A 26,117-nucleotide genomic window follows, 5' to 3' on the forward strand; every position below is an offset into this window, starting at 1 on the left:
TATTCTCGGCCTGGTCGTGGGGCAAGCCCCAAATGCAACGCCTCTCCAAAAGAATCAGTTAGCTACGCCTCTCGCCGTCTTGTTTTTATTGTGCGTGAGTCGATTCGTCTTATTTTTATTGTCTTGTACAGTGCTTGTTATTGTTCTTGTACTGAACATATAGCAGGGTGCGTGCCAACTTTTGTGAAGCCTAGTAAAACAAGGGGTTAGGCGGGCTGATGGTGTTGTTCGAGGCCAAAAAAAACCGGGGCTTCGTTACCGTAAGCCCCGGCTTCTGTTACGCGAAAAAGCTGAGGTAACAGTTTTTTCACAATGTCATGTGTTACCCGCACATACGACAGGTGCGGTTCAGCTCTCGCTGGCCACCCCGGTCTTGCGCCGCGGAATGCCCAGGCGCTGACGGCGTTCCCACAGGCATTTGCGGCTGACCCCGAGTTTGCGGGCCAGTTCGGTTTCGGTCATGTGGTCCTGATGCTCGAGAACGAAATGCTGGAAGTAGTCTTCCAGGGACAAATCTTCGGTCGGTTCGTGGCTGGTGTTACCGGCGCCGTTGCCCTGCTGCGGCGCCAGGCCGATGAAGTCGTCGTCATCCAGATCGCTCAGTTCGATGTCGATGCCCAGCAGCTCGGCGGAAATCTCCGGGCTTTCGCACAGGATCACTGCGCGTTCGACCGCATTTTCCAGCTCGCGAACGTTACCCGGCCAGGAATAATGCCGAATGGCCTGTTCGGCATCCAGGGCGAACTTCAGATCGGTACGGCCGACCCGTGCGCTCTGCCGCGCGAGGAATGCAGTGGCAATTTCATTGACGTCCGCGCCGCGTTCGCGCAAGGCCGGCAGTTTCAGGGCGATTACGTGAAGGCGGTAATACAAGTCTTCACGGAACTGCCCAATCTTCGCCAGGCTCTTGAGGTCCCGGTGCGTCGCGGCAATCAGGCGTACGTCGACCTTCTGCGACTGCACCGAACCTACCCGGCGGATTTCTCCTTCTTGCAACACACGCAGCAGGCGGGCCTGGGCTTCCAGTGGCAGTTCGCCGATTTCATCGAGGAACAAGGTGCCGCCGTCCGCCGCTTCCACCAACCCGGCACGCCCGGCACTGGCGCCGGTAAACGCGCCTTTTTCGTGGCCGAACAGTTCGGACTCGATCAGGCTTTCTGGAATGGCCGCACAGTTCACCGAAATCATCGGCGCCTTGGCACGTTTGGACAGGTTGTGCAGGGCGCGTGCTACCAGTTCTTTACCGGTACCGGATTCACCCTGGATCAGGACGTTGGAATCGGTTGGCGCGACTTTACGGATCTTGCTGTACAGGTCCTGCATCGGTGGGCAGGAGCCGATAATGCCAATCTCGCCGTTGCTGTTGTCGACACCGCTTTTTGCGGCACCATTGCTCGTTTTGCCGACGACCGGTTCACCGCTGGCTTGCGCCGATTGCCGGTCACGCAGGATTCGCGCGACGGCCTGGAGCATTTCGTCGTGATCGAAAGGCTTGGCGATGTAATCCACCGCGCCCATCTTCATGGAGTCGACGGCCGAACGCAGGCTGGCGTAACTGGTCATGATCAGCACCGGAGTGCCCTGGCCAAGTTTGATCAACTCGGTACCGGGGGCGCCTGGCAGGCGCAGGTCGCTGACGATCAGGTCAAATGTGGGGATGCTGAAACGCTCTTGTGCTTCCTGCACGGATCCGGCTTCGCTGACCTGGTACTGGTTACGTTCCAGCAGACGGCGCAAGGCGGAGCGGATAATTGTTTCGTCTTCGACGATCAAAATGTGCGGCATTGATTCGATACTCTCGACGGTCTCAGTTCACAGCGGACGTCGCTTCGACATGACGCGGCAAAGTTACCCGGATACGGGTGCCGCGTTGGCTTTGAACATCAGCCGGGCTGTCGATGGTGATTTGTCCATAATGCTCTTCAACGATGGAATAGACCAGTGCAAGGCCCAGACCGGTGCCTTCGCCAGGGTCCTTGGTGGTGAAGAAAGGTTCGAACAGTCGGTCCATGATGCTCGAGGGAATACCGCTGCCTTCGTCTTCGACGATCAGATCGACCGTGTGTTCGCCGGCTTCGCTTTTGACTCGTACCGCACTGCCCGGAGGCGAGGCGTCGCGGGCGTTTGAGAGCAGGTTGATCAATACCTGGGCGAGCCGCTGCGGGTCACCTTCGACCCAGTGGTCGGGATCGCACAGATTATAGAACTGTACTTCGAAATTGCGCCGGTTCAAGGCCAGCAGGCCGATGGCATCCTGGGCCACTTCCGCCAGACAGACGGGCTCGTCACTGTGCTGATAACTGCCGGCATGGGCGAAGCTCATCAGCGACTGAACGATGCGTGACACGCGTTTGGTCTGCTCGAGGATCTGCCCGCTGATTTCCGTGAGTTCGGCGTCTTCTTCACGCTCTTCGCGCAAGTTTTGCGCGAGACAGGCAATGCCGGTGATCGGGTTGCCGATTTCATGGGCCACGCCGGCCGCCAGTCGGCCGATGCTGGCCAGGCGCTCGGAGTGCACCAGTTTGTCTTCGAGCATCTGGGTTTCGGTCAAATCTTCCACCAGCAGCACCAGGCCGCTGTTACCCGGCGCCAGCGGTTCATCGATCGCCGCTTTGTGCAGGTTCAGCCAGCGCGTCTGACCGTCGAGGGCCAGGTGCTGTTTGTGCAAATGCTCGTCCGGCAGATTGATGAAGCCTTGCAGCAGTTCTCTCCATGGATCGCCAATGGTGCTCAGGCGCGAACCGACCACACGCTGTGCGGCAATCCCGGTCAGTTCCTCCATGGCTTTGTTCCACATGAGGATTTCCTGATCCTTGGCCAGTGAGCACACGCCCATCGGCAATTCCTGCAAGGTCTGGCGGTGGTAGCGGCGCAGGGCATCGAGTTCGGCGGCAAGGCCGGTGAGGCGCGAGTGGTAGTCCTCAAGGCGGCTTTCGATGAAGTGGATGTCTTCGGTGACGTAGTTTTCGCCGCCAGCCTTGTAGGGCAGGAAGGTTTCGACCATGTCCTGCGCCACGCTTGGCCCCATCAGGCCGGAAAGGTTGGCTTCGATACGATCACGCAGACGGCGCAAGGCGTATGGCCGACGTTCATCGAATGGCAGATAGAGGTCCCGCAGCGCCTGTTCGACTTCTTTCTGCGCAGCCTTGGCGCCCAATGGTTTTGCAAGCTGCGTGGCAAACTCCTGAGGCGAGGCCGCGTGCAGTTCGCGGCGTTGTGGGCGGCGAACGTTGTCCACCGCGCAGGCTTCGGCGGCGCTGGCCTCTTCGGGGCTGGCGTTGGTGAACAACGAGATCAACGTGAACATCAGCACGTTGGCGGCCAGCGAGGCGATTGCTGCCATGTGCCAGCTGGTGTCGTCCAGCACGTAAATCATGTTCAGCAGTGGAATGTAGAAACCCTGCAGATTGCCGACCAGCGGCAGCAGCATGGTCACCAGCCACACCAGAATCCCCGCCAACAGGCCTGCGATGAAGCCGCGACGGTTGGCGGTCGGCCAATACAGCACCGACAACACCCCCGGCAGGAACTGCAACGTGGCGACGAAGGCGACGATGCCGAGGTTAGCCAAATCCTGCTCGGCGCCCAGCATCAGGTAGAAACCGTAACCGGCCATGATGATCGCGACGATCAGCGCCCGACGGGTCCATTTCAGCCAACGGTAGATATTGCCTTCGGCCGGCGGCTGATAGAGCGGCAGCACCAGATGGTTCAGCGCCATCCCGGAGAGCGCCAGCGTGGTGACGATGATCAAACCGCTGGCCGCTGACAATCCGCCGACATAGGCCAATAGCGCCAGGGCTTTGTTGTTGGCGGCGATACCGATGCCCAGGGTGAAGTATTCCGGATTGGTCGTGGCGCCGAGTTTCAGCCCGGCCCAGAGAATCAGCGGCACCGCGAGGCTCATCAACAGCAGGAACAGCGGCAGACCCCAGCTCGCACTGACCAGCGAGCGCGGGTTGAGGTTCTCGGTAAACGTCATGTGGTACATGTGCGGCATCACGATCGCCGAGGCGAAGAACACCAGCAGCAGCGTGCGCCACGGGCCTTCCTGCAATGGTGTGTGCAGGGCGGCGAGGGCGGTCTGGTTTTGCAGCAGCCACAGTTCCAGCTGCTGCGGGCCGTCGAATACGCCGTACAGCGCATAGAGGCCAACGCCGCCGATGGCGATCAGCTTGATCACCGACTCGAAAGCAATCGCAAACACCAGGCCTTCGTGTTTCTCGCGGGTAGCGATGTGGCGGGAGCCGAAGAAAATCGTGAACAGGGTAATCAGTGCGCAGAAGCTCAGGGCCACGCGATGCTGCACCGGCTCGCGGGTGAGGATGCTGATGGAGTCGGCCACTGCCTGAATCTGCAACGCCAGCAACGGCAGCACGCCGATCAGCATGAAAATTGTCGTCAGTGCGCCGGCCCAGGTACTGCGGAAACGAAACGCGAACAAGTCGGCCAGGGACGAGAGCTGATAAGTGCGGGTGATTTTCAGGATCGGGTACAAAAGCACCGGCGCCAGCAGAAAGGCCCCGGAAACCCCGAGGTAGCTGGACAGAAAACCGTAGCCGTACTGATAGGCCAGGCCCACCGTGCCGTAAAACGCCCAGGCACTGGCGTAGACGCCCAGCGACAGGGTGTACGTCAGCGGGTGGCGAATGATCGCCCGGGGGATCATCCCCCGTTCGCTGATCCAGGCTACGCCGAACAGCACCGCCAGGTACGCGGCGCTGATCAGGATCATCTGGGTCAGGCTAAAGCTCATCGGCATCTTTTTGGCTCTGCAGGATGAAGGTCACGACAATCAGAATCAGCCAGAGCAAATAAGGGCGATACCAGGCGCCCGTGGCGTCGATCCACCAATCCATGATGGCCGGGGAGAACAGATAAATCCCCACTACCAGGAGCAGGACCAAGCGATAGATGTACATCCCGGCCTCTCTTTTTTATGCGCGTGCCCGAAAACGTGCGGCGATGGTAACGGATGGGCGCGCCACTGCAAGTGGCATCACTGCAGTTGCGCTTCAGGCAACGTCAGTGTGCGCGGGATCAGCGATGCATCCCAGTGGGTAATCCCCCAGTTCAGCACTTGCCGTGGCGTGGCGTCATTCAGTTCGGTGACAGGCTTGTGCCCCAGCGCCCTTAATGCGCGCAGCAACAGCGGCGTGGCCTGATCTTCGGTCAACGGCGGCGAGCGATAGGATTTGCCGAGTTTGTGGCCGTCCGGCTGGGTAATCAGCGGGATGTGCAGGTAGCGCGGTTGCGGCAGGCCCAGCAGTTCTTGTAGATAGAGCTGGCGCGGCGTGGAATCCAGCAGATCGGCACCGCGCACGATATCGGTGATGCCTTGCCAGGCGTCGTCCAGCACCACCGCCAATTGATAGGCGTAGAGCCCGTCGCGACGGCGGATCACGAAATCACCGACTTCCCGGCCCAGGTGTTGACGGAATTCGCCCTGCACCCGGTCGATGAAGTGGTATTCCAGTTCCGGTACACGCAAGCGGATCGCGGCGTTCTCGGTGCCGTGCCCCGCGTTGCGGCAGAACCCGGGATAGATGCCGTGATACGGCTCCAATTGCTTGCGCGAACAGGTGCAAGCGTAGGCCAGGCCCTGATTGAACAGGCGATTGATGACTTCGTCATAGGCAGCGTGTCGCTCGCTCTGTCGGACCATGTCGCCATCCCACTCGAACCCGTAGCTTTCCAAGGCCTTGAGAATCGCCGCCTGAGCGCCGGGTTCTTCGCGCGGCGGATCGAGATCTTCCATGCGCACCAACCAGCGGCCGCCGACCGAACGGGCGTCGAGGTACGAGGCCAGCGCTGCGACCAGCGAACCGAAATGCAAGTGGCCACTGGGTGTAGGGGCGAAACGCCCAATGTAGGCGGGGGAGGCGATGGCGGTCATAAGGTCGATATTACGTTGTCCGGGCGTGCACCAGCCACCTGTGGGAGCGGGCTTGCTCGCGAAGGGGCCATCAGCTTCAACATTAATGTTGCCTGACACACTGCTTTCGCGAGCAAGCCCGCTCCCACAGGTTTGCTGCCAGGGGAAATGTCAGAAACAAAAAAACGGAGCGTTCGCACGCTCCGTTCTTCGTTCAAGTCGCAAAGATTACTTGCCGACTTGCTTTTCCTTGATTTCCGCCAGGGTCTTGCAGTCAACGCACATGTCGGCGGTAGGGCGGGCTTCCAGTCGCTTGACGCCGATTTCGACGCCACAGGATTCGCACCAGCCGTATTCTTCGTCTTCGATCAATTGCAGTGTTTTGTCGATTTTCTTGATCAACTTGCGCTCGCGATCGCGGGCGCGCAATTCGAGGCTGAATTCCTCTTCCTGGCTGGCACGGTCTGCCGGGTCAGGAAAGTTGGCCGCTTCGTCTTTCATGTGATCAACAGTACGGTCGACTTCCTGCATCAAGTCCTGTTTCCACTTGTTCAGGATCTTGGTGAAGTGAGCGCGCATGGGCTTGCCCATGTACTCTTCGCCCTTCACTTCTTTGTAGGGTTCGAAGCCGCTGATCGACTGATTTTGCTGCTTTGCTTGGGTGGGCATGAAATGGACCGCCTCTACTCTTGTAATCCATTGCGCAGGATTGCTCCATCACCGACACCTGCCGGCCCTGCGGCTGCAAGCGGGCGAACTTACCAGATCAAATCGGACCGCGCTACTCCCGGATGTCGAGCCCGCGGCCCGTGGCGCTTGCAAAAGATTGCAAAGCCTTGCCTGGTGGCTCTGGAGACCTGATCAATTATTGATTTTAGTCAAACCTGGAGCATACGCTTGAACCGTTTGAGACCAGCGTTATATGGGCTCTGACCGCTTTAGGTTCTCGCTCGTTCCTGCGCTTGGGTAGAATCGATTCTTTTCCCCGTTGTAAGGAAGGCTAATGGCTCTGTCCTACAGTGCGCGCAGTCGCGCTATCGAACCGTTTCACGTTATGGCCCTGCTGGCGCGGGCCAACGAGCTGCAAGCAGCCGGCCACGACGTGATTCACCTGGAAATCGGCGAGCCGGACTTCACCACCGCCGAGCCGATCATCCAGGCCGGCCAGGCCGCGCTGACGGCGGGAAAGACTCGTTACACCGCCGCTCGCGGCATTCCTGAGCTGCGTGAAGCCATTTCGGGCTTTTATCAGCAACGTTACGGGCTGAACATCGATCCGCAACGAATTCTTATCACGCCCGGCGGTTCAGGCGCATTGCTGTTGGCCAGCGCCTTGCTGGTGGACCCAGGTAAACACTGGCTGCTGGCAGACCCGGGTTACCCGTGCAACCGGCATTTCCTGCGGTTGGTGGAAGGCGCGGCGCAACTGGTGCCGGTCGGCCCGGACGTGCGTTATCAGCTGACCCCGGACTTGGTTGCGCGTCACTGGGATCACGACAGTGTCGGCGCGCTGGTAGCGTCGCCGGCCAACCCGACCGGGACCATCCTGACCCGCGACGAGTTGGCCGGGCTGTCTGCAGCGATCAAGGCCCGCCACGGCCATTTGGTGGTCGACGAGATCTACCATGGCCTGACTTACGGCACGGAGGCGGCCAGCGTGCTGGAAGTCGATGACAGCGCCTTCGTCCTCAATAGTTTTTCCAAGTATTTCGGCATGACCGGCTGGCGTCTCGGTTGGCTGGTAGCACCAGAAGCGGCGGTTGGTGAGCTGGAGAAGCTCGCCCAAAACCTCTACATCAGTGCGCCGAGCATGGCCCAGCACGCCGCATTGGCTTGCTTCGAACCCGCCACTATTCAAATTTTCGAGGAGCGCCGCGCCGAGTTCGGACGACGTCGTGATTTCCTGTTGCCAGCCCTGCGTGAATTGGGCTTCGGTATTGCCGTAGAGCCGGAAGGTGCGTTCTATTTGTACGCCGATATCAGCAAGTTCGGCGGCGATGCCTTCGCGTTTTGCCGACATTTCCTCGAAACCGAGCACGTCGCGATTACGCCGGGCCTGGACTTCGGTCGTTATCAGGCCGGGCATCATGTGCGGTTTGCCTATACCCAGAGTCTTCCACGCTTGCAAGAAGCGGTCGAACGGATCGCTCGCGGTTTGAAGAGCTGGCAAGGCTGATGCGCTTTCATCCTCCGCTCGAAGAAGGTCGCTTGATTCGTCGCTACAAACGTTTTCTCGCCGATATCGAAACCGTTAGCGGCGAGTTGCTGACCATTCACTGCCCAAACACCGGTTCGATGCTTAATTGCCAGGTTGAAGGCGGGCAGGTCTGGTTCAGCCGTTCCAACGACCCCAAGCGTAAATTGCCCGGCACCTGGGAAGTCGGGGAAACCCCGCAAGGGCGGTTGTTTTGCGTAAACACCGGGCGCGCCAACGGTTTGATCGAGGAGGCGTTGCGGGCCAATGTCATCACCGAGCTGAACGGCTTTACCGAACTGAAGCGCGAAGTGGCCTATGGTCTGGAGAGCAGCCGCATCGATTTCCGTCTCGACTACCCGAGCGGGCCGGCTTATGTGGAAGTCAAAAGCGTGACCCTGGGCTTCGATGGCTCGTTGGTGGCGGCATTTCCAGACGCAGTGACCCAGCGCGGAGCCAAGCATTTGCGAGAGTTGGCGCATTTGGCCCGGGACGGGATTCGTGCCGTGCAGTTGTATTGCGTGAACCTGACCGGCATCGACTCCGTGCGTCCTGCTGAAGAAATCGATTCGGCCTACGCCGCGGCGTTACGCGAAGCGGTGGCGTGCGGGGTCGAAGTGCTGGCGTATGGCGTGCACTTGACCCACGAAGAGATAGTGGTCGATCGGCGCCTGGAGGTGCTGTTAAACGGTTAGCCAGATTCCTTGCTCGTCTTCGCGGCTGGGGATGGTAGTCAGGGATTGCCCGGCGCATGGGCCGGCGACGCATTCGCCGTCTTCAATCAGGAACAGTGCGCCATGGGTGGCGCACTGGATCATGCTGTTGCTGGGGTCGAGAAACTGGTCGGGCTTCCATTCCAGTCCGACGCCCCGGTGCGGGCAGCGATTTTCATACACATACACCCGGCCGCCCCGGCGCACGGCCAGGAGTTTCTGGCCGTCGATGTCGAAACCGCGACTGCTGGCGTCAGCCAATTCGGCGCCTGCGCAAAGAAACTTCATGTCTATCCTCAAGTTCCGCGGCTCGTGACCAGATATGTCCGAGCTTGACGTTCAAATGCAAGCAATTATCAAATGGCCGTCTTGCCCTTCAGGCATGGGTGCCAGACGCCAAGGATACGTGGCCTGTCATTTCGATGCCCGGGAAAACCCTTAAAGGAAGCTGTTTATGCGCCTGAGTACCCGTGTTGTTGCGCTCTGTGTCGGACTCCTCGTCAGCCACCACGGCGCAACGGCCGAGTTGCCACAACGTTGGGTCAGTGCCGGTGGAGCGCTGACGGAGTGGGTCATCGCGCTGGGCGGAGCGTCAAAACTGGTCGGTGTCGATACCACCAGTCAGTATCCTGACTCCCTCAAGACGCTGCCAAGAATCGGGTATCAGCGGCAACTGTCGGCGGAGGGCATCTTGAGCTTACGCCCGCAGATTTTGATCGGCACCGAAGAAATGGGGCCGCCGCCGGTGCTGTCGCAGATTCGCAGTGCCGGTGTGCAAATCGAACTGTTTTCCGCTAAGCCGGATCTGATGACTTTGCAGAACAACTTGAAGCATTTGGGCTCGTTGCTCGGCGCTGAAGACTGGGCGACGCAGTTGTTCAAGAGTTATCAACAGATGCTCGATCATGAAAGGGGGCGGGTCACTCAGTCACAACTGACGCAAAAATCGCCGGGCGTGCTGTTGTTGCTTGGTCACGCGGGCGGCAAACCGCTCATCGCCGGCAAGGACACCGCCGCTGATTGGTTGCTGCAACAGGCCGGAGGGCACAATCTGGCCACGCATACCGGCTACAAACCCTTTTCTGTCGAATCCCTGGTCAGTCTGGATCCTGAGGTGCTGGTGTTTGCCGATCGCGCACTGATCGGCGATGCGGCCCGTGCGGCATTGTTCAAGGAGAACCCGATCCTGTCCTCGACCCGCGCGGCCAAGGACGGGCGAGTCATGGAGCTTGATCCGACTTTGTTGGTCGGGGGATTGGGACCGCGGCTACCCCCTGCGTTGAAAAAACTGTCTGACGCCTTTTACCCCGATTCGGCCGGCCAATGACCATCCTGGTTAAACCCCGTGCTTTGTTCATTGGTCTGATCCTGCTGTGTGTGTTGGCCATCTGGTTGTCATTGGCGCTTGGACCGGTGAGCTTGCCGTTGTTCGACACCTTGCGTGCAGCCCTGCGGTTGGTGGGTGTACCGATCGCGCCCGACGGGCTGGAGCAGGCCGAGCTGATCCTCGGGCAGATTCGTCTGCCGCGAACCTTGTTGGGGTTGGCGGTGGGGGGGGTGTTGGCGTTGTCTGGCGTGGCGATGCAGGGGTTGTTTCGTAATCCTCTGGCCGATCCGGGGCTGGTGGGCGTCTCGAGCGGCGCGGCGTTGGGTGCGGCGATCGCGATTGTCGGTGGTTCTGCGTTCGGCGGTCTACCTGAATCCTTCGGGCCTTACCTATTATCGCTGTGCGCGTTTCTTGGTGGGCTCGGCGTGACGGCGCTGGTGTATCGGCTGGGCCGGCGCAACGGGCAGACCCATGTCGCGACCATGCTGTTGGCCGGTATTGCGTTGACCGCACTGGCCGGATCCGCCGTGGGTCTGTTCACCTATCTGGCGGACGACGCAACGCTGCGCACCCTGACGTTCTGGAATCTGGGCAGCCTTAATGGCGCCAGCTATTCGCGACTCTGGCCGTTGTTGCTGGTCACTGCCGGCGTGGCGTTGTGGCTGCCGCGCCGGGCCAAAGCCTTGAATGCGTTGCTTTTGGGGGAGTCGGAGGCCGGTCACCTGGGCATCGATGTCGAAGGGCTCAAGCGCGAGTTGGTGTTCTGCACGGCGCTGGGTGTCGGTGCGGCGGTCGCGGCAGCGGGGATGATCGGGTTCGTCGGTCTGGTGGTGCCGCATCTGGTGCGTCTGTTGGCCGGTCCCGATCATCGAGTGCTGCTGCCGGCTTCAGTGCTGGCGGGTGCCAGTCTGTTGTTGTTTGCCGATCTGGTGGCGCGGCTGGCCCTGGCACCGGCCGAATTGCCGATCGGGATCGTCACGGCCTTCATCGGCGCACCGTTCTTTCTGTATCTACTGCTCAGAGGGCGTGCCTGATGTTGCGAGCGCAGAACCTGCAAATCCGGCGCGGTCGAAAGATTGTTCTCACCGACATCACCCTTGAACTCAAGCCGGGCGAAGTCCTCGGCGTGCTGGGCCCCAACGGTGCCGGTAAAAGCACATTGCTCGGCGCCCTCTGCGGCGAATTGCAGGCGGACCACGGCAGTGTCTGGCTCGATGAGCGCGAGCTGAATCATTGGGCCGGGGCGCAGCGAGCCCAGCGTTTGGCAGTGTTGCCGCAGGTGTCGACCCTGGACTTTGCCTTTCTCGTCGAAGAAGTGGTCGGCATGGGGCGTTTGCCTTATCAAAGCGGCCGGGTCAGGGATGACGAAATCGTCGCCGCCGCGCTGCACGCGGCCGATGCGCGGCACCTGAGTGGACGCAGTTATCTGGCGCTGTCTGGCGGTGAACGTCAGCGGGTGCACCTGGCGCGGGTGCTGGCGCAGCTGTGGCCGGGGGAGGCGGGGCAAACGTTGTTGCTCGACGAACCGACGTCGATGCTCGACCCGCTGCACCAACACACCACTCTGCAAGCGGTGCGCGAGTTCGCCAATCGCGGTGCCGCGGTGCTGGTGATCCTGCATGATCTGAACCTGGCGGCACGCTATTGTGATCGACTATTACTGCTCGAAGGTGGGCGTCCCGTGGCGCTGGATACACCGGAGCAGGTGCTGCGCCCGGAACCGCTCAAGGCCGTGTTCGGGCTGGAAGTACTGGTGCAGCTGCACCCGGAGCGTGGGCATCCGCTGATCATCGCCCGCTAAGCATTTCATCGAGGTGAGAACATGCGTGTGATGGTGATCCTGGCTGTGCTGTTACTGAGTGCCTGTCAGCATGTGCCGGCGGTATCGCCACCCGTCAGCGGCGAGATCCGGGACCTGCGTAGCGGGCAAACACTGACCGCGCAGGAACTGCTTGCACGGTTGGCCAAGCCTTCGCGGTTGATCGTCGGCGAGCAGCATGACAATCGTGATCACCATCAACTGCAATTGTGGTTGTTACAGACGCTGAATGAGCAGCGACCCCAAGGCAGTCTACTGCTGGAAATGCTCACGCCGGATCAACAAGGGCGCGTCGATCATGTTAAGCGCTCTTCACCGCTACCCGCTGACTTGCCCAATGCATTGGCCTGGCAACCGGGTTGGGACTGGAATCTGTATGGGCCGATCGTTGGTTTTGCCCTGACTCAGCCGTACCCGTTGCTGGCGGCCAATCTGGATACGCTTGAAGTCCGTAATGTCTACGCCAAACCCCCGGCATTGAGCGGTTCGCTCTCTAACGCGCCGGTGGTCAAGGATGAGTTGCTGGCACAAATCAGCGATTCCCACTGCGGCTTGCTGCCCACATCGCAAATGCCCGCGATGCTTGCCGTCCAGCAGCAACGTGACCGGCGGATGGCCGGGCGATTACTGGCCGCACCGACGCCTTCTCTGTTGTTTGCTGGCGCGTACCACGCACGCAAGGATGTCGGGGTGCCGATCCATGTTCAGGACTTGGGTGAGTCTGAAGCGCCGATGGTATTGATGCTGGCGGAGCGGGGTGCAGAGGTCACGCCGGCCATGGCCGATTACGTTTGGTATACGCCCGCCACGCCACCGCAGGATTACTGCGCGCAAATGCGTAAACAGTTCGGCAAGCAGTCAGGGCAGTAAAACCTGGCGAGTTTTCCACAGGCAAAAAAAGACCCGGCAAGAGCCGGGTCAAATAACCGTGATTAGCCTGATGAGGAGATAATCTGAGAGTCCGAACCAAGGGCTTTTCAGAATATCGACCAGTCTCGCGACCAGTTGTGATAATCATAGCGATTCTCATTACCAAGTCAACCGCTGATTTTCAATTTCTGTGGATCTCACCAGTTCCCTTGGTGAAGGCCTTGCAATCATTGCTCTTCAGGCTGTGTGCGTAAGCGTAATTACCCGTTCAAATCTTGTGGCGTGACGAGATAGCGTCCAGCTGTTTGTTCAGGGCTTCCTTGCGTTCGGCGGGAATGTCGTTCCAGTGAACATCCATCAGTGCGCCTTCGATCGCATACAACAACACCTTGGAGGCCCGAAAACCGCGCGTGCGCACGGCCCGATAAGCATCCACAGCTCCCAGCCGACGCAAGTCCGATGCACTGTGGATGCCCACGGCATGCAGCCATTGCGCCGACGTCTTGCCAAGATTCTTCAGGTGTTGCAGTTCATCATTCATCAAGCCTCCTTGCGACAGCCGAACGGTGCGTGGGCGAGCCTCTCAGCAGTGTAGCCATCAGTAGGAAAAGCGTGATTGTTTGGTCGGTTTCGACGCAAAAGCTTCTAAGACGCGGGCTCTAGAAGTGGCGGGAAAAGGCTGCGAGTGCGGTCGGAAGATGTGAGTTTCGGGGGGGGGTAAAAAAGTACAAGTCCAGCGCTAGGCAGGGGCGCCGGACTTGGTAGAGCCTCGCTTTTAGCGAGTGCGATAACGCAGTCGCGTACCGAAATTCATCGACATCAGAATCTCATCGGCGCTCAGCTCTGGCGGGAAGTAGGCGCCGGAGATCTGTGCGTGGGCCAGGCTCGCGCCTTCCAGGGAAGCGTTGCGAAAGTCGATGCCGCGCAAGTCGGCAGAGCGGAAATAGGCATCTGTGAAGTCGACGCCGTCGGCGTTCAGTTCACGCAGATCGAGACCACGGAAGTCGCCGCCGACCATGTCGATAGGTCCATCTTTCGGGCGTTCGTTGTTAAAGCCTGTGATGTCGTCTTTGTGCAGCAAGGCATAAAGCGGGGTGTCGAGAAGTTTCGGCTGGCTCATGTCACATCACCTGATGGTTTTATGGCGCCAGTATAGTGCCACTATTTGGCAGCCGTGAAGCCGGTGAAGGCTTCACGGTTGAAATAGTTTCTTACAGGCCTGGCAGACGTTGGCGAATCTGCGCAACGACGGTATCGAGCGTGCCACTTTCATTGGTCTGGACGCGTTTGCTGCAGAGAATTTCTGCTGGCGTCAGGGCCTCGCGGCTGGCTTGCTGGGCGGCGATAACGGCCAGGTTGGCGTCAGACGGATCCTTACTGTCTGCCTGACGTTGCTTCAGCCAGCTTTCGATCACCGCTTGCGGTGCGTCGCAATCGAGGATCAGGAACGGCGCACCCGTGGCTTCGGCGATTTTTGCCGCGCCGTCGCGTTGGTCGCGCTTGAGGTACGTGGCATCGACCACCACCGGGAAACCGGCATGCAAAATTACACCGGCAATTTCATGCAGACGGCTGTAAGTAGCGGCGCTGGCGTCGGCGCTATAAATACCGGCCTGCAGGTCGTTCGGTACGGCTTGCTCGCCGAACATACGCTTGCGCTCGACATCGGAACGCAAGCGGATGGCGCCCAGCGCTTCCACCAGGCGCATGGCCACGTGACTCTTGCCGACGGCGGAAACGCCGTGGGTGATCGCCAGGAAGCGCGAAGGAATGGTGCTGTAGCTTTCCGCCAGGTTGGCGTAGTTGCGGTACTGACGCAGCGTGGTAGCGCGCTGCACCGGATCGGCCTCGGCCGGCATGCTGAACAGGCTGACCTTGGCGCGAACCAGTGCGCGGTAGGCTTTATAGAAGTTCAGCAGCTCCAGGCCCTGATAGTCGCCAGTCAGTTCCAGGTATTGGCTGATGAAACGGCGCGCCAGGCTTTTCAGGCCGCGGTCTTCCAGGTCCATGGCCAGGAAGCCGGTGTCGGCGTAAACGTCGGTGAAGCGGAACGGTTCGTTGAATTCGATGCAGTCGAAGATCACCACTTTGCCGTCGATCACGGTGGCGTTGCCCAAATGAATGTCACCGTGGCATTCACGAATGAAACCGTCGGCCTTACGCTGGGCGAATAGTGGCTTGAGGCGTTCGAAGCTGCTTTCGGCCCAGGCTTGCAGCGCCTCGAGTTGCAGCAGATCGGCCTTGTCGCTGAGGAACGGGCGGATCTGTTCGAAGTTCTGCCGCACCGGCGCCATCACGCTGTCCGGCGTGCCGGCTTCGTGTTCGGCAGGCACTTTTGGCGCGCTGAGGTGGAATTGAGCGATCTGCGCCGCCATCTCGTCGATGTGCGTGGTGGTCAATTCGCCGTTGGCTTGCAAGGTGCTGAGCAATTGGCTTTGTGGGAACTGACGCATTTTCAGGGCGTAATCGACAATCGGGCCATCGCCACCCAGTTGTGGCGCCTCGGCGCTGCCAGTGATAGGCAACACTTCAAGATACAAATCTTGGGTCAGGCGCTGGTTCAGGCGCAGCTCTTCAGCACAGAAATGCTCGCGAGCCTCGAGGCTGGTGAAGTCGAGGAAGCCAAAGTTCACTGGCTTCTTCACTTTATAAGCGTAGGGGCCGGTGAGCAGCACCCACGAAATATGGGTTTCGATGACCTGAAACCCTTCTACGGGATGCGGGTAGAGGGCCGGGTTTTGCAGGGCAGCGATCAGGGACTGGCTCACAGGCGATCCTTCAGAGTCTGGGAAAAATTCAAGGCCGCCATTATGGCCGCAAGTCTGCCCGACGCAAACCTCAGCGGGCTTCTGTTGAGGATGAATAAAGTGCGTATAATCCGCCGCCATGACTCGTACTCGATCCCCCCGCACCCCCAAAAAACCACCTTCCAAGGGCATGCGCCCCTGGCTGGGCTGGGCCCTTAAACTCAGCCTGGTCGGCCTTGTGGTGCTTGCCGGGTTCGCGGTTTACCTCGACGCAGTGGTCCAGGAGAAATTCTCCGGCAAGCGCTGGACCATCCCGGCCAAGGTGTACGCGCGCCCGCTTGAGCTGTTCACTGGCCAAAAGCTGAGCAAGGAAGACTTCCTCACCGAGCTCGATGCCTTGGGCTACCGACGCGAAGCCGTCAGCAACGGCCCTGGCGCGGCGGCGGTCAATGGCAATACCATCGACTTGAATACCCGAGGCTTCCAGTTCTATGAAGGCATGGAGACGGCTCAGCCTGTGCGCGTGCGCTTCTCCGGCGATTACGTGGCCGAGCTCTCGGCGACCAACGGTTCGAAGCTTTCTGTGGTTCGCCTGGAGCCGCTGCTGATTGGCGGGATTTACCCGAAAAACCTTGAAGACCGCATCCTGATCAAAATCGATCAGGTTCCGCCGTATCTGCTCGAAACCCTGATTGCCGTAGAAGACCGGGATTTCTACAGTCACTGGGGCGTGTCGCCGAAGTCGATTGTCCGAGCCATCTACGTCAACACCTCGGGCGGCAAAATGACCCAGGGCGGCAGTACGCTGACGCAACAGTTGGTCAAGAACTTTTACCTCACCAGCGAACGCAGCCTGACCCGTAAGCTCACCGAAGCCATGATGGCGTTGTTGCTTGAGCTGCATTACGACAAGCGCGAAATTCTTGAGGCTTACCTCAATGAAGTGTTCGTCGGCCAGGATGGTCAGCGCGCGGTGCACGGTTTCGGCCTGGCCAGTCAGTTCTTCTTCGGGCAGCCATTGTCTGAGCTGAAACTGCATCAAGTTGCTTTGTTGGTGGGCATGGTCAAGGGGCCGTCCTATTACAACCCGCGTCGCAACCCTGAGCGGGCGCTGGAGCGGCGCAATCTGGTGCTCGATGTTCTGGGGGAACAAGGCGTTGCCACCGCCGAACAGGTTGAGGCGGCGAAGAAAATGCCACTGGGTGTGACCACTCGCGGCAAGTTGGCTGACAGCTCGTTCCCGGGCTTCCTCGACCTGGTTAAACGTCAGTTGCGCGAAGACTACCGCGACGAAGACTTGACCGAAGAAGGGTTGCGGATTTTCACCAGTTTCGACCCGATCCTGCAGATGAAAGCCGAAGCCTCGGTCAACGACACGTTCAAGCGTCTGGCCGGGCGCAAGGGTTCCGATGAGGTTGAGGCGGCCATGGTCGTGACCAACCCGGAAACCGGAGAAGTCCAGGCGATGATCGGCAGCCGTCAGGCGGGTTTTGCCGGTTTCAACCGGGCGCTGGACGCAGTACGACCGATCGGCTCGTTGATCAAACCGGCGGTTTATCTCACAGCCCTCGAGAAGCCGAGCCAGTACACGCTGACCAGTTGGCTGTCGGACGAATCCTTTTCGGTCAAAGGTGCGGACGGTCAGGTCTGGAAACCGCAGAACTATGATCGCCGTTCCCACGGTACGGTGTTCCTTTATCAAGGGCTGGCGCATTCCTACAACCTGTCGACCGCACGTCTCGGCTTGGCGGTGGGCGTACCGAATGTCTTGAAGACCCTGGCACGTCTGGGGGTGAGTCGCGAGTTCCCGGCGTTCCCGTCGATGTTGCTTGGGGCCGGTGGCTTGACCCCGATCGAAGTGGCGACCATGTACCAGACACTGGCCAACGGCGGATTCAATACGCCGATGCGCGGGATTCGCAGCGTGCTGACTGCCGAGGGCGAGCCGCTCAAGCGTTATCCATTCCAGATTCAGCAGCAGTTCGATCCGGCGTCCATTTACCTGGTTCAGAGCGCCATGCAACGAGTCATGCGTGAAGGCACCGGTAGTTCGGTTTATAACGTGTTGCCGAAAACCCTGACCCTGGCCGGCAAAACCGGTACCAGTAACGATTCGCGGGACAGCTGGTTCGCCGGTTTCAGTCAGGATCTGCTGGCGGTGGTCTGGCTGGGGCGCGATGATAACGGCAAGACGCCGTTCACCGGTGCCACCGGTGCGCTGCAGGTCTGGACCAGTTTCATGCGCAAAGCCGATCCGCTGCCGCTGGACATGCCGCAGCCGGACAACATTGTTCAGGCCTGGGTCGATTCGCGCACCGGACAAGGTTCTGAAGGCAGCTGCCCAGGCGCAGTGCAGATGCCGTATATTCGCGGCAGCGAACCGCCTCCCGGTCCCGCTTGCGGTGGTGAAAGCCCTGCTGAATCGGTGATGGATTGGGTCAAGGGCTGGATGAATTAAGCAAAGAGGGTTTCAAGTGAACAAGTGGTTGATTCCAGCAGTGACCGCCGTGGCTTTGCTCAGCGGCTGCTCCACCGTACAGCGTGGTTCGATCCCGGTTGTGGATTCCGGCACCGCCGTCTCCAACAGCGAACGGATTTCGGCGAATGGCGGTTTCCGGCAGTCGACGGTAAAACATCCTGCGCAAGCCCAGACTCAGGCGATCCCTCAAGGTGACACTGGCGTTGTTGTGATGGTGCCGGGTGGTGGCGCTGTTTCCTCGGCCCCGATCAGCACTTCGCCGATTACCCCAGGCCCGATCACTCCGGGGCCGATCGATACCTCGCCGGTTCAGTCGGCACCGATCAATCAGGGCAGCTACAGCATGCCATCGACGCCGAGCGGGATTCCTTCGGCGAGCTCCGGCGGCCTGTCTGCCGATGAGCAACTGGACGGTCCGGTCCTGGCGTTGTTGACCACTGCCCAGCAGCAACAGGCCAGCGGCGACCTTAATGGTGCGTCTTCCAGTCTCGAGCGCGCCCAGCGTGTCGCGCCGCGTGAGCCACAAGTGCTTTATCGTCTGGCCCAGGTACGTATGGCTCAAGGCGATGCGGCACAGGCCGAACAATTCGCTCGTCGTGGTTTGACGTTCGCCAGTGGTCGTCCGGCCCTTCAGGCCAGCCTGTGGGAATTGATCGCCCAGGCTCGTGAGAAGCAGGGTGACTCCGCCGGTGCAGCGTTGGCTCGTCAGAAGGCCAAGGTCTCGCTGTGATGGATGCACGCTTCCCGAAGATTGCCGAGCAGTTGCTGTTGATCGAGCGCGAACTGCGTGTCCAGGGCTGGTGGGACGAAGTCGCGCCGTCTGCTGAAGCGCTATCCAGTGTCGAACCATTTTCGGTGGATACGCTGGATTTCGAGCAATGGCTGCAATGGATCTTCCTGCCAAGAATGAAGTCGATCCTGGAGCAAGACCTGCCATTACCCAACGCGTCGGGAATCCAGGAGATGGCCGAAATGGTCTTCGCCGCCCGCAACGTCCAGGGCAAGGATCGACAGCTTCAGGTCTTGCTCAAAGAGTTCGACCTGTTGATCACCGCCTCTCGCTGACTCCAGCCGTTGTAGGCGCCGTGGGAGTCGTAGGAGCTGTCGAGTGAAACGAGGCTGCGATCTTTTGATCTTTTAAAATGCCAAGATCAAAAGATCGCAGCCTCGTTTCACTCGACAGCTCCTACATGCAGTTTTTCGCGATCTGTTTCTGTGCTTCGGTGATGCGCTCCTGACGTTGTTGGTCGGTCAGGCGGCGCATCTCACCGTCGACATCCTCCCGTAGTCGCGGATTATTCTGCAGTTGAGCCAGGTTCGTTCGGGCCTGTTCGCAGAATACTTTTAGCTGGTCTTGCTGCTCTGCGACCTGCTTTTTCACTTTGTTGTCGATGGCCCGTTGATCGCCTATGACGTTGCTGCTCGGCGGCACGCTCGGTTTGCCGACGGGCGGGGCGGGCGTCACCACGAGGGTGGGCTCCTGGCCTGGGGGCGGTTGCGCATCGAAATGGGTAACGCCCTGGGCATCGACCCATTTATAGATCTGACCCGCCATGCACAAAGGGCTCAGGCTGATCAGCAAGCCGGCGGTGAAGAAGAACGTTCGCATGCCATTTCCTTGTCATGGGTGCGCAATCGAAGCTAACACAGTTGCGGTTTAAAGGTTTTTTCTTGCGTTCTCATGCGCTTAGTTCGAATAAAGCACATTGACGGCTTGACTTGCGATGGGCGAAACAGAAGAATCCAAAGTCCGCTGTAGAGGGACTGCCAGAAGCAGACCCACTCGGTAGATCATGAGGCGCACATCCGCGCCGACCTGTTACACCCGCAACGCGTTACCTCGCGCTGGGTGGGAAAGGCCCGCAACACTTGGGACGATCCCAATACTTGCTCAGTCAGTGCTGACGTAGTCGGCGACCACCGTCGCTCATGCTCTGCCGAGAAGTAAACCTATTAAGACCCGTCCTCTTGTATGTGGGCGGTATTCTGGCGTTTTAGAGGTGAACAACGTGGAGCTTTTATCTGGCGGTGAGATGCTCGTCCGCTTTTTGCGTGACGAAGGCGTCAAATATATCTACGGGTACCCGGGCGGTGCTCTTCTTCATGTCTATGATGCCCTGTTCAAAGAACCGGAAGTGACCCACATCCTGGTTCGTCACGAGCAGGCTGCGACCCATATGGCTGACGGCTATGCCCGTGCCACCGGTAAAGCCGGTGTGGTACTGGTAACCTCCGGCCCGGGCGCAACCAACGCCATCACCGGTATTGCCACGGCCTACATGGACTCCATTCCGATGGTGATCATTTCCGGCCAGGTGCCTAGCACCATGGTAGGCACTGATGCATTCCAGGAAACCGACATGATCGGTATCTCCCGGCCGATCGTTAAGCACAGCTTCATGATCAAGCATGCGTCGGAAATCCCGGAAGTCATGAAGAAAGCGTTCTACCTGGCGCAATCCGGTCGTCCTGGTCCGGTCGTTGTCGATATCCCGAAAGACATGACCAACCCGGCCGAGAAGTTCGAATACATCTTCCCGAAAAAAGCCAAGCTGCGTTCCTATAGCCCGGCCGTTCGCGGTCACTCCGGGCAAATCCGCAAGGCAGCCGAAATGCTCCTGGCGGCCAAGCGTCCTGTGCTTTATTCAGGCGGCGGGGTGATTCTCGGTGGTGGCTCCGCGCCGCTGACCGAACTGGCGAAGATGCTCAACCTGCCAGTGACCAATACCCTGATGGGTTTGGGGGCCTACCCTGGCACCGACCGTCAGTTCATTGGCATGCTCGGCATGCACGGCAGCTACACCGCCAACCTGGCGATGCACCATGCCGATGTCATCCTTGCAGTCGGCGCGCGTTTCGACGATCGCGTGATCAACGGCCCGGCCAAGTTCTGTCCGAATGCCAAGATCATTCACATCGACATCGACCCGGCTTCGATCTCCAAGACCATCAAGGCAGACGTGCCTATCGTCGGTCCGGTCGAAAGTGTCCTGACCGAAATGGTCGCGATCCTCAAGGAAATCGGCGAGACCCCGAACAAAGAGTCCGTTGCCAGCTGGTGGAAGCAAGTCGATGAGTGGCGCGGTGATCGCGGCCTGTTCCCTTATGACAAGGGCGACGGCAGCGTGATCAAGCCGCAGACCGTGATCGAAACCCTGTGCGAAGTGACCAAGGGCGACGCCTTTGTGACCTCCGACGTGGGTCAGCACCAAATGTTCGCTGCGCAGTACTACACGTTCAACAAACCAAACCGCTGGATCAACTCCGGTGGCCTGGGCACCATGGGCTTCGGTTTTCCGGCGGCCATGGGCATCAAGCTGAGCTTCCCGGATGATGACGTCGCCTGCGTAACGGGCGAGGGCAGCATCCAGATGAACATTCAGGAACTGTCGACCTGCCTGCAATACGGTTTGCCGGTGAAGATCGTCATTCTGAATAACGGTGTACTGGGTATGGTTCGCCAGTGGCAGGACATGAGTTATGGCAGCCGCCACTCGCACTCCTACATGGAATCGTTGCCTGACTTCGTCAAGCTGGCCGAGGCCTATGGCCATGTTGGCGTGCGCATTACCGAATCGAAAGATTTGAAGTCGAAGATGGAAGAGGCGTTCGCCATGAAAGATCGCCTGGTGGTTATCGATATTTCGGTCGACACCAGCGAGCACGTCTACCCGATGCAGATCAAAGACGGCTCCATGCGCGATATGTGGCTGAGCAAGACGGAGCGTACTTAATCATGCGGCACATTATTTCCTTGCTTCTGGAAAACGAACCAGGCGCTCTGTCTCGTGTAGTCGGCCTGTTCTCGCAGCGCAACTACAACATCGAAAGCCTGACCGTGGCACCAACCGAAGACCCGACTCTGTCGCGTCTGACGCTGACCACTGTCGGCCATGATGAAGTCATCGAGCAGATCACCAAGAACCTGAACAAGCTGATCGAAGTGGTAAAACTGGTCGACCTGTCGGAGAGTGCTCACATTGAGCGCGAACTGATGCTGGTCAAGGTCAAGGCCACCGGCGCCCAGCGCGCCGAGATCAAGCGCACCACCGATATTTATCGTGGGCAGATCGTTGATGTCAGCGCTAGCGTATATACCGTTCAATTGACCGGTACCAGCGACAAGCTCGACAGCTTCATTCAATCGATCGGGACTGCCTCGATTCTGGAAACCGTACGCAGTGGCGTCACCGGGATTGCCCGCGGCGACAAAGTACTGAGCATCTAAACCAAATTAGCGAATGGCCTGAAGGGCCAGATATAAAGGGGAAATTCATGAAAGTTTTCTACGATAAAGACTGCGACCTGTCGATCATCCAGGGCAAGAAAGTTGCCATCATCGGTTACGGTTCCCAGGGCCACGCTCAAGCGTGCAACCTGAAAGACTCCGGCGTTGACGTTACTGTTGGTCTGCGTAAAGGTTCGGCTACTGTTGCCAAAGCTGAAGCCCACGGCCTGAAAGTGACTGACGTTGCTTCCGCCGTAGCGGCTGCCGACCTGGTCATGATCCTGACCCCGGACGAGTTCCAGTCTGCCCTGTACAAGAACGAAATCGAGCCGAACATCAAGAAAGGCGCCACCCTGGCCTTCTCCCACGGTTTCGCGATTCACTACAACCAGGTTGTGCCGCGTGCTGACCTCGACGTGATCATGATCGCGCCGAAAGCTCCGGGCCACACCGTGCGTTCCGAGTTCGTCAAAGGCGGCGGTATCCCTGACCTGATCGCTATCTACCAGGATGCTTCGGGCAACGCCAAAAACGTTGCACTGTCCTACGCTGCTGGCGTTGGTGGCGGTCGTACCGGCATCATCGAAACCACCTTCAAGGACGAGACCGAAACCGACCTGTTCGGCGAACAAGCCGTTCTGTGCGGCGGTACCGTTGAGCTGGTAAAAGCCGGTTTCGAAACCCTGGTTGAAGCTGGCTATGCGCCGGAAATGGCCTACTTTGAATGCCTGCACGAACTGAAGCTGATCGTTGACCTCATGTACGAAGGCGGTATCGCCAACATGAACTACTCGATCTCCAACAACGCTGAGTACGGCGAGTACGTGACCGGTCCGGAAGTGATCAACGCCGAATCCCGTCAGGCCATGCGCAACGCCCTGAAACGTATTCAGGACGGCGAATACGCCAAGATGTTCATCAGCGAGGGCGCCACCGGCTATCCTTCGATGACCGCCAAGCGTCGTAACAACGCCGCTCACGGTATCGAAATCATCGGTGAGCAACTGCGCTCCATGATGCCTTGGATCGGTGCCAACAAGATCGTCGACAAAGCCAAGAACTAAGTTCCGAGCTTGTACGAAAAACGCGGCCTAGGCCGCGTTTTTTCGTTTGGATCCGCCGGTTCTGGTATAAAGCTGCATTGTTTGTGGTCGCACCGTCGTCCCGGACACCTGTCGAAACTTTCCACCCCGTTGCAAGGTAAATGTCCATGAGCGAACGTCCCGAAGAGCCAAAGCAGGCTTCTGACGCCGAAAGCCTTCTGCCCATCGATGAACACATCGAAGAAGGGCATGACGCTGAAGGTCGTAAAGTCCGGCATCGTGGTATCTATCTTCTGCCGAATCTGTTCACCACTGCGAACCTCTTCGCAGGGTTTTATTCCATCATCAACTCGATGAGCGCCCAGAGTGCCTTGAGTGCCGGTGATGCCATCGGCGCGAGCAAATATTTTGCATTTGCCGCGATCGCGATTTTCGTCGCCATGGTACTCGACGGCCTCGACGGTCGCGTTGCCCGTATGACCAATACCCAAAGCGCTTTCGGTGCCGAGTACGACTCGCTGTCGGACATGGTTGCCTTTGGTGTGGCGCCGGCATTGCTGGCATTCGGCTGGGCCCTGGGCGATATGGGCAAGGTCGGCTGGATGGTCGCCTTCATCTATGTAGCGGGGGCGGCGTTACGTCTGGCGCGTTTCAACACTCAAGTCGGCACCGCAGACAAACGTTACTTCATCGGCCTGGCCAGTCCGGCCGCCGCCGGTGTCGTCGCGGGCATTGTCTGGGCATTCAGCGATTACGGCATTCAGGGTTCCAAGATGTCGTTCCTGGTTGCACTGATGGTTGCCGCCGCCGGGATGCTGATGGTCAGTAACATCAAGTACAACAGCTTCAAGGAGCTGGACTTGAAAGGGCGTGTTCCCTTTGTCGCGATTCTCGCGGTGGTATTGGTATTCGCCGTTGTGTTCAGTGATCCGCCGCGTATCCTGCTGCTGGTTTTCCTTGCCTATGCGGCTTCCGGGCCGGTCCAGTACCTGTTGCGCCTTCGTCGGCACAAAAAATCCGAGTGATGTAATTTCCCTCATACTCCGCAGTCTATGGGTGCATCTGTCCTCCAAAGCTGCGGAGTTGTCATGCTGATCAAAGTCCCCAAAGCGTCTGGCTGTCATGAGTCAGACGTCACGCCTGAATCCCTCTACCTTTCTCGTCGCAGTGTATTAGGTGCCACCGTCGCCGGTTTGGCTGTGGGCAGTCTGCCGCGTTGGGCGAGTGCCGACGATGTTGCGCGTTATGTTGATGTCGAGCCTGGCAAGGCGCCCTCATGGTTTGCCGAAAAGCTTCCTTCTACCAAATGGGGGGCGGTCAACGTCAAAGACGAGGCGATCACACCTTTCAAGGATGCGACCCACTACAACAACTTCTATGAGTTCGGTACCGATAAAGGTGATCCCGCGGCCAACGCCGGTGCGCTGAAAACCGAACCCTGGAGCGTGGTGGTGGACGGGGAGGTGGGTAAGCCGGGGCGGTATGCGCTGGAAGACTTCATGAAGCCTTATCAACTGGAAGAGCGTATCTATCGTCTTCGCTGTGTGGAAGCTTGGTCGATGGTCATTCCGTGGATCGGTTTTCCTGTTTCGGCTTTGCTCAAGGAAGTCGAGCCGACGTCCAGAGCCAAGTTCATTCGCTTCGAAACCTTGCAGGATCCCAAGAGTATGCCCGGGCAGCGTTCCGGCTTTGCCTTGATCGACTGGCCTTATGTAGAAGGGCTGCGTCTGGATGAGGCGATGAATCCGTTGGCGATTCTTGCTGTGGGCATGTATGGGCGTGAGTTACCGAATCAGAACGGTGCGCCGCTGCGACTGGTGGTGCCCTGGAAGTACGGTTTCAAGAGCATCAAATCCATCGTGCGGATCAGCCTGGTCAGTGAGCAGCCGAAAACTACTTGGCAGAGTATCGCCTCCGATGAATATGGTTTTTATGCGAACGTGAACCCGACAGTCGATCACCCGCGCTGGACCCAGGCACGGGAAAGGCGTTTGCCGAGCGGTCTGTTCAAGCCCAATGTGCGGGACACGCAAATGTTCAACGGCTACTCGGATGAAGTTGCTTCTCTCTATACAGGGCTCGATCTGCGGAAGAATTACTGATGCGATATCCGTTCTGGCGTATTGGCGTCTTCATCACTGCAGCGATTTGGCCAGTGCTTTGGTTGTATCAGGCTTGGGCGGATGTGCTGGGACCTGATCCAGGCAAGGTATTGGTTGACCGCCTGGGGCAGGGGACGCTTGTGCTGCTGCTCATTACATTAAGCATCACGCCTTTGCAGAAGCTCACCGGTTGGCCGGGATGGATAGCGGTTCGACGACAGTTGGGTTTGTGGTGCTTCGCTTATGTTGTTCTGCATTTGAGCGGTTACACAGCGTTCATTCTTGGCTTTGATTGGTCGCAGTTGGGTATCGAGTTGCGCAAGCGGCCGTACATTATTGTCGGGGCCCTGGGGTTTCTCTGTTTGTTGGCATTGGCGGTTACCTCCAATCGCTACAGTCAGCGGCGTTTGGGGGCTCGCTGGAAGAAGTTGCATCGGTTGGTCTATGTGGTTCTCGGACTCGGATTGCTGCATATGTTGTGGATCGTTCGCGCCGATCTGAAGGAGTGGGCGATCTATGCATCTATAGGTGCATTGTTGTTGGTGCTGAGATTGCCGCCTGTAATCCGCCGGATTCCACGTTTAACAGCTAAAAAGCCCCCTTCTGCAAGAAAAGCGTAATTAGAGGTTGACGGCAGATTCTGGAAGTCTATAATTCGCCCCACTTCCGGCGCAGTCGAAACGGAAAACTCCTTGGTAAACAAAGAGTTACGCAGTTTTC

25 protein-coding genes are annotated in these 26,117 nt (G+C 58.8%); 15 read left to right on the forward strand and 10 right to left on the reverse strand.

Translation table 11 applies throughout. From position 1 onward, the window contains the following. Window positions 1-348: 348 nt before the first annotated feature. The 5 genes from ACZ9IM_RS23040 to dksA all read right to left on the reverse strand — a co-directional run bounded on the left by ACZ9IM_RS23040 (window position 349) and on the right by dksA (window position 6,544). Entirely contained in the window at window positions 349-1,785 is a 1,437-nt protein-coding gene (locus tag ACZ9IM_RS23040; RefSeq protein ID WP_476225036.1) for a sigma-54-dependent transcriptional regulator, read from the reverse strand. 22 nt (window positions 1,786-1,807) lie between these two features. After that, window positions 1,808-4,762, reverse strand: a complete 2,955-nt coding sequence (locus ACZ9IM_RS23045) for a sensor histidine kinase (RefSeq protein WP_476225037.1) — start codon at window positions 4,760-4,762, stop codon at window positions 1,808-1,810. Further along, the gene (locus ACZ9IM_RS23050) at window positions 4,746-4,922 is read right to left on the reverse strand and encodes a hypothetical protein (RefSeq protein WP_003176118.1); all 177 of its coding nucleotides are present in this window, start codon (window positions 4,920-4,922) and stop codon (window positions 4,746-4,748) included. Before ACZ9IM_RS23050 ends, ACZ9IM_RS23045 begins: the two co-directional genes overlap by 17 nt. A 77-nt stretch (window positions 4,923-4,999) precedes the next feature. Then, window positions 5,000-5,896: a tRNA glutamyl-Q(34) synthetase GluQRS gene (gene gluQRS, locus ACZ9IM_RS23055; protein WP_476225038.1), complete on the reverse strand. Its 897-nt coding sequence runs from the start codon at window positions 5,894-5,896 to the stop codon at window positions 5,000-5,002. Between the two features lie 207 nt (window positions 5,897-6,103). Next, a complete protein-coding gene (gene dksA / locus ACZ9IM_RS23060) occupies window positions 6,104-6,544 on the reverse strand; it encodes an RNA polymerase-binding protein DksA (protein ID WP_007902025.1) in 441 nt (146 codons plus the stop codon). 334 nt (window positions 6,545-6,878) lie between these two features. Here dksA and ACZ9IM_RS23065 point away from each other — a divergent pair, with 334 nt between their 5' ends. Both ACZ9IM_RS23065 and sfsA read left to right on the forward strand, forming a co-directional pair. Then, window positions 6,879-8,051, forward strand: a complete 1,173-nt coding sequence (locus ACZ9IM_RS23065) for a pyridoxal phosphate-dependent aminotransferase (protein WP_007902028.1) — start codon at window positions 6,879-6,881, stop codon at window positions 8,049-8,051. Beyond that, window positions 8,051-8,764, forward strand: a complete 714-nt coding sequence (gene sfsA / locus ACZ9IM_RS23070) for a DNA/RNA nuclease SfsA (protein WP_476225039.1) — start codon at window positions 8,051-8,053, stop codon at window positions 8,762-8,764. Before ACZ9IM_RS23065 ends, sfsA begins: the two co-directional genes overlap by 1 nt. On the opposite strand, the gene ACZ9IM_RS23075 is transcribed toward sfsA, so the two are convergent. After that, entirely contained in the window at window positions 8,753-9,070 is a 318-nt protein-coding gene (locus tag ACZ9IM_RS23075) for a Rieske (2Fe-2S) protein (RefSeq protein WP_476225040.1), read from the reverse strand. The two genes, sfsA and ACZ9IM_RS23075, sit on opposite strands and share 12 nt — an antisense overlap. 166 nt (window positions 9,071-9,236) lie before the next feature. Here ACZ9IM_RS23075 and ACZ9IM_RS23080 point away from each other — a divergent pair, with 166 nt between their 5' ends. The 4 genes from ACZ9IM_RS23080 to ACZ9IM_RS23095 are packed head-to-tail and all read left to right on the forward strand — an operon-like array spanning window position 9,237 to window position 12,798. Then, window positions 9,237-10,109, forward strand: coding sequence for a heme/hemin ABC transporter substrate-binding protein (locus tag ACZ9IM_RS23080; RefSeq protein WP_427626828.1), 873 nt, complete (start codon window positions 9,237-9,239; stop codon window positions 10,107-10,109). A 50-nt stretch (window positions 10,110-10,159) separates the two neighbouring features. Beyond that, a complete protein-coding gene (locus ACZ9IM_RS23085; RefSeq protein ID WP_427626878.1) occupies window positions 10,160-11,143 on the forward strand; it encodes a FecCD family ABC transporter permease in 984 nt (327 codons plus the stop codon). Then, window positions 11,143-11,910 carry a heme ABC transporter ATP-binding protein gene (locus ACZ9IM_RS23090; RefSeq protein WP_427626826.1) on the forward strand — a complete coding sequence of 256 codons (768 nt, stop codon included), beginning with the start codon at window positions 11,143-11,145 and terminating at the stop codon, window positions 11,908-11,910. The genes ACZ9IM_RS23085 and ACZ9IM_RS23090 overlap by 1 nt, the downstream gene beginning before the upstream one ends. Window positions 11,911-11,931: 21 nt before the next feature. Then, window positions 11,932-12,798 carry a ChaN family lipoprotein gene (locus ACZ9IM_RS23095; RefSeq protein WP_427626824.1) on the forward strand — a complete coding sequence of 289 codons (867 nt, stop codon included), beginning with the start codon at window positions 11,932-11,934 and terminating at the stop codon, window positions 12,796-12,798. A gap of 268 nt (window positions 12,799-13,066) precedes the next feature. Here ACZ9IM_RS23095 and ACZ9IM_RS23100 read toward each other — a convergent pair whose 3' ends face one another. From ACZ9IM_RS23100 to ACZ9IM_RS23110, 3 genes are all read right to left on the reverse strand, one after another. Continuing rightward, complete coding sequence (locus tag ACZ9IM_RS23100; RefSeq protein ID WP_007902045.1) at window positions 13,067-13,339, reverse strand: TfoX/Sxy family protein; 273 nt, start codon at window positions 13,337-13,339, stop codon at window positions 13,067-13,069. Between the two features lie 234 nt (window positions 13,340-13,573). After that, complete coding sequence (locus ACZ9IM_RS23105; RefSeq protein ID WP_008015079.1) at window positions 13,574-13,918, reverse strand: pentapeptide repeat-containing protein; 345 nt, start codon at window positions 13,916-13,918, stop codon at window positions 13,574-13,576. A gap of 91 nt (window positions 13,919-14,009) precedes the next feature. Next, complete coding sequence (locus ACZ9IM_RS23110) at window positions 14,010-15,566, reverse strand: bifunctional aminoglycoside phosphotransferase/ATP-binding protein (RefSeq protein WP_427626823.1); 1,557 nt, start codon at window positions 15,564-15,566, stop codon at window positions 14,010-14,012. A gap of 118 nt (window positions 15,567-15,684) precedes the next feature. On the opposite strand from ACZ9IM_RS23110, the gene mrcB reads away from it, so the two are divergent. Genes mrcB through ACZ9IM_RS23125 form a run of 3 tightly spaced genes read left to right on the forward strand, consistent with a single transcriptional unit; the run spans window position 15,685 to window position 19,089 of the window. Next, window positions 15,685-18,003: a penicillin-binding protein 1B gene (gene mrcB, locus ACZ9IM_RS23115; protein WP_427626821.1), complete on the forward strand. Its 2,319-nt coding sequence runs from the start codon at window positions 15,685-15,687 to the stop codon at window positions 18,001-18,003. Between the two features lie 16 nt (window positions 18,004-18,019). Continuing rightward, window positions 18,020-18,754 carry a tetratricopeptide repeat protein gene (locus ACZ9IM_RS23120; protein WP_476225041.1) on the forward strand — a complete coding sequence of 245 codons (735 nt, stop codon included), beginning with the start codon at window positions 18,020-18,022 and terminating at the stop codon, window positions 18,752-18,754. Next, window positions 18,754-19,089, forward strand: a complete 336-nt coding sequence (locus ACZ9IM_RS23125; protein ID WP_476225042.1) for a YqcC family protein — start codon at window positions 18,754-18,756, stop codon at window positions 19,087-19,089. Before ACZ9IM_RS23120 ends, ACZ9IM_RS23125 begins: the two co-directional genes overlap by 1 nt. A 121-nt stretch (window positions 19,090-19,210) precedes the next feature. Here ACZ9IM_RS23125 and ACZ9IM_RS23130 read toward each other — a convergent pair whose 3' ends face one another. Further along, window positions 19,211-19,633: a DUF4124 domain-containing protein gene (locus ACZ9IM_RS23130; protein WP_476225043.1), complete on the reverse strand. Its 423-nt coding sequence runs from the start codon at window positions 19,631-19,633 to the stop codon at window positions 19,211-19,213. Window positions 19,634-20,033: 400 nt separating this feature from the next. Between ACZ9IM_RS23130 and ACZ9IM_RS23135 the strand changes: the two genes are divergently transcribed. The 6 genes from ACZ9IM_RS23135 to msrQ all read left to right on the forward strand — a co-directional run bounded on the left by ACZ9IM_RS23135 (window position 20,034) and on the right by msrQ (window position 26,017). Next, window positions 20,034-21,758 carry an acetolactate synthase 3 large subunit gene (locus ACZ9IM_RS23135; protein WP_123497228.1) on the forward strand — a complete coding sequence of 575 codons (1,725 nt, stop codon included), beginning with the start codon at window positions 20,034-20,036 and terminating at the stop codon, window positions 21,756-21,758. 2 nt (window positions 21,759-21,760) lie between these two features. Continuing rightward, window positions 21,761-22,252 carry an acetolactate synthase small subunit gene (gene ilvN / locus ACZ9IM_RS23140; protein WP_003176102.1) on the forward strand — a complete coding sequence of 164 codons (492 nt, stop codon included), beginning with the start codon at window positions 21,761-21,763 and terminating at the stop codon, window positions 22,250-22,252. Window positions 22,253-22,299: 47 nt separating this feature from the next. Further along, entirely contained in the window at window positions 22,300-23,316 is a 1,017-nt protein-coding gene (gene ilvC / locus ACZ9IM_RS23145) for a ketol-acid reductoisomerase (RefSeq protein WP_003185459.1), read from the forward strand. Between the two features lie 146 nt (window positions 23,317-23,462). Then, entirely contained in the window at window positions 23,463-24,320 is an 858-nt protein-coding gene (pssA, locus tag ACZ9IM_RS23150; protein WP_427628299.1) for a CDP-diacylglycerol--serine O-phosphatidyltransferase, read from the forward strand. A 63-nt stretch (window positions 24,321-24,383) separates the two neighbouring features. Then, window positions 24,384-25,397: a protein-methionine-sulfoxide reductase catalytic subunit MsrP gene (gene msrP / locus ACZ9IM_RS23155; protein ID WP_427628301.1), complete on the forward strand. Its 1,014-nt coding sequence runs from the start codon at window positions 24,384-24,386 to the stop codon at window positions 25,395-25,397. After that, complete coding sequence (msrQ, locus tag ACZ9IM_RS23160; RefSeq protein ID WP_427628303.1) at window positions 25,397-26,017, forward strand: protein-methionine-sulfoxide reductase heme-binding subunit MsrQ; 621 nt, start codon at window positions 25,397-25,399, stop codon at window positions 26,015-26,017. Before msrP ends, msrQ begins: the two co-directional genes overlap by 1 nt. Window positions 26,018-26,117 lie beyond the last annotated feature (100 nt).

The organism is Pseudomonas sp. TE12508 (assembly GCF_056279485.1).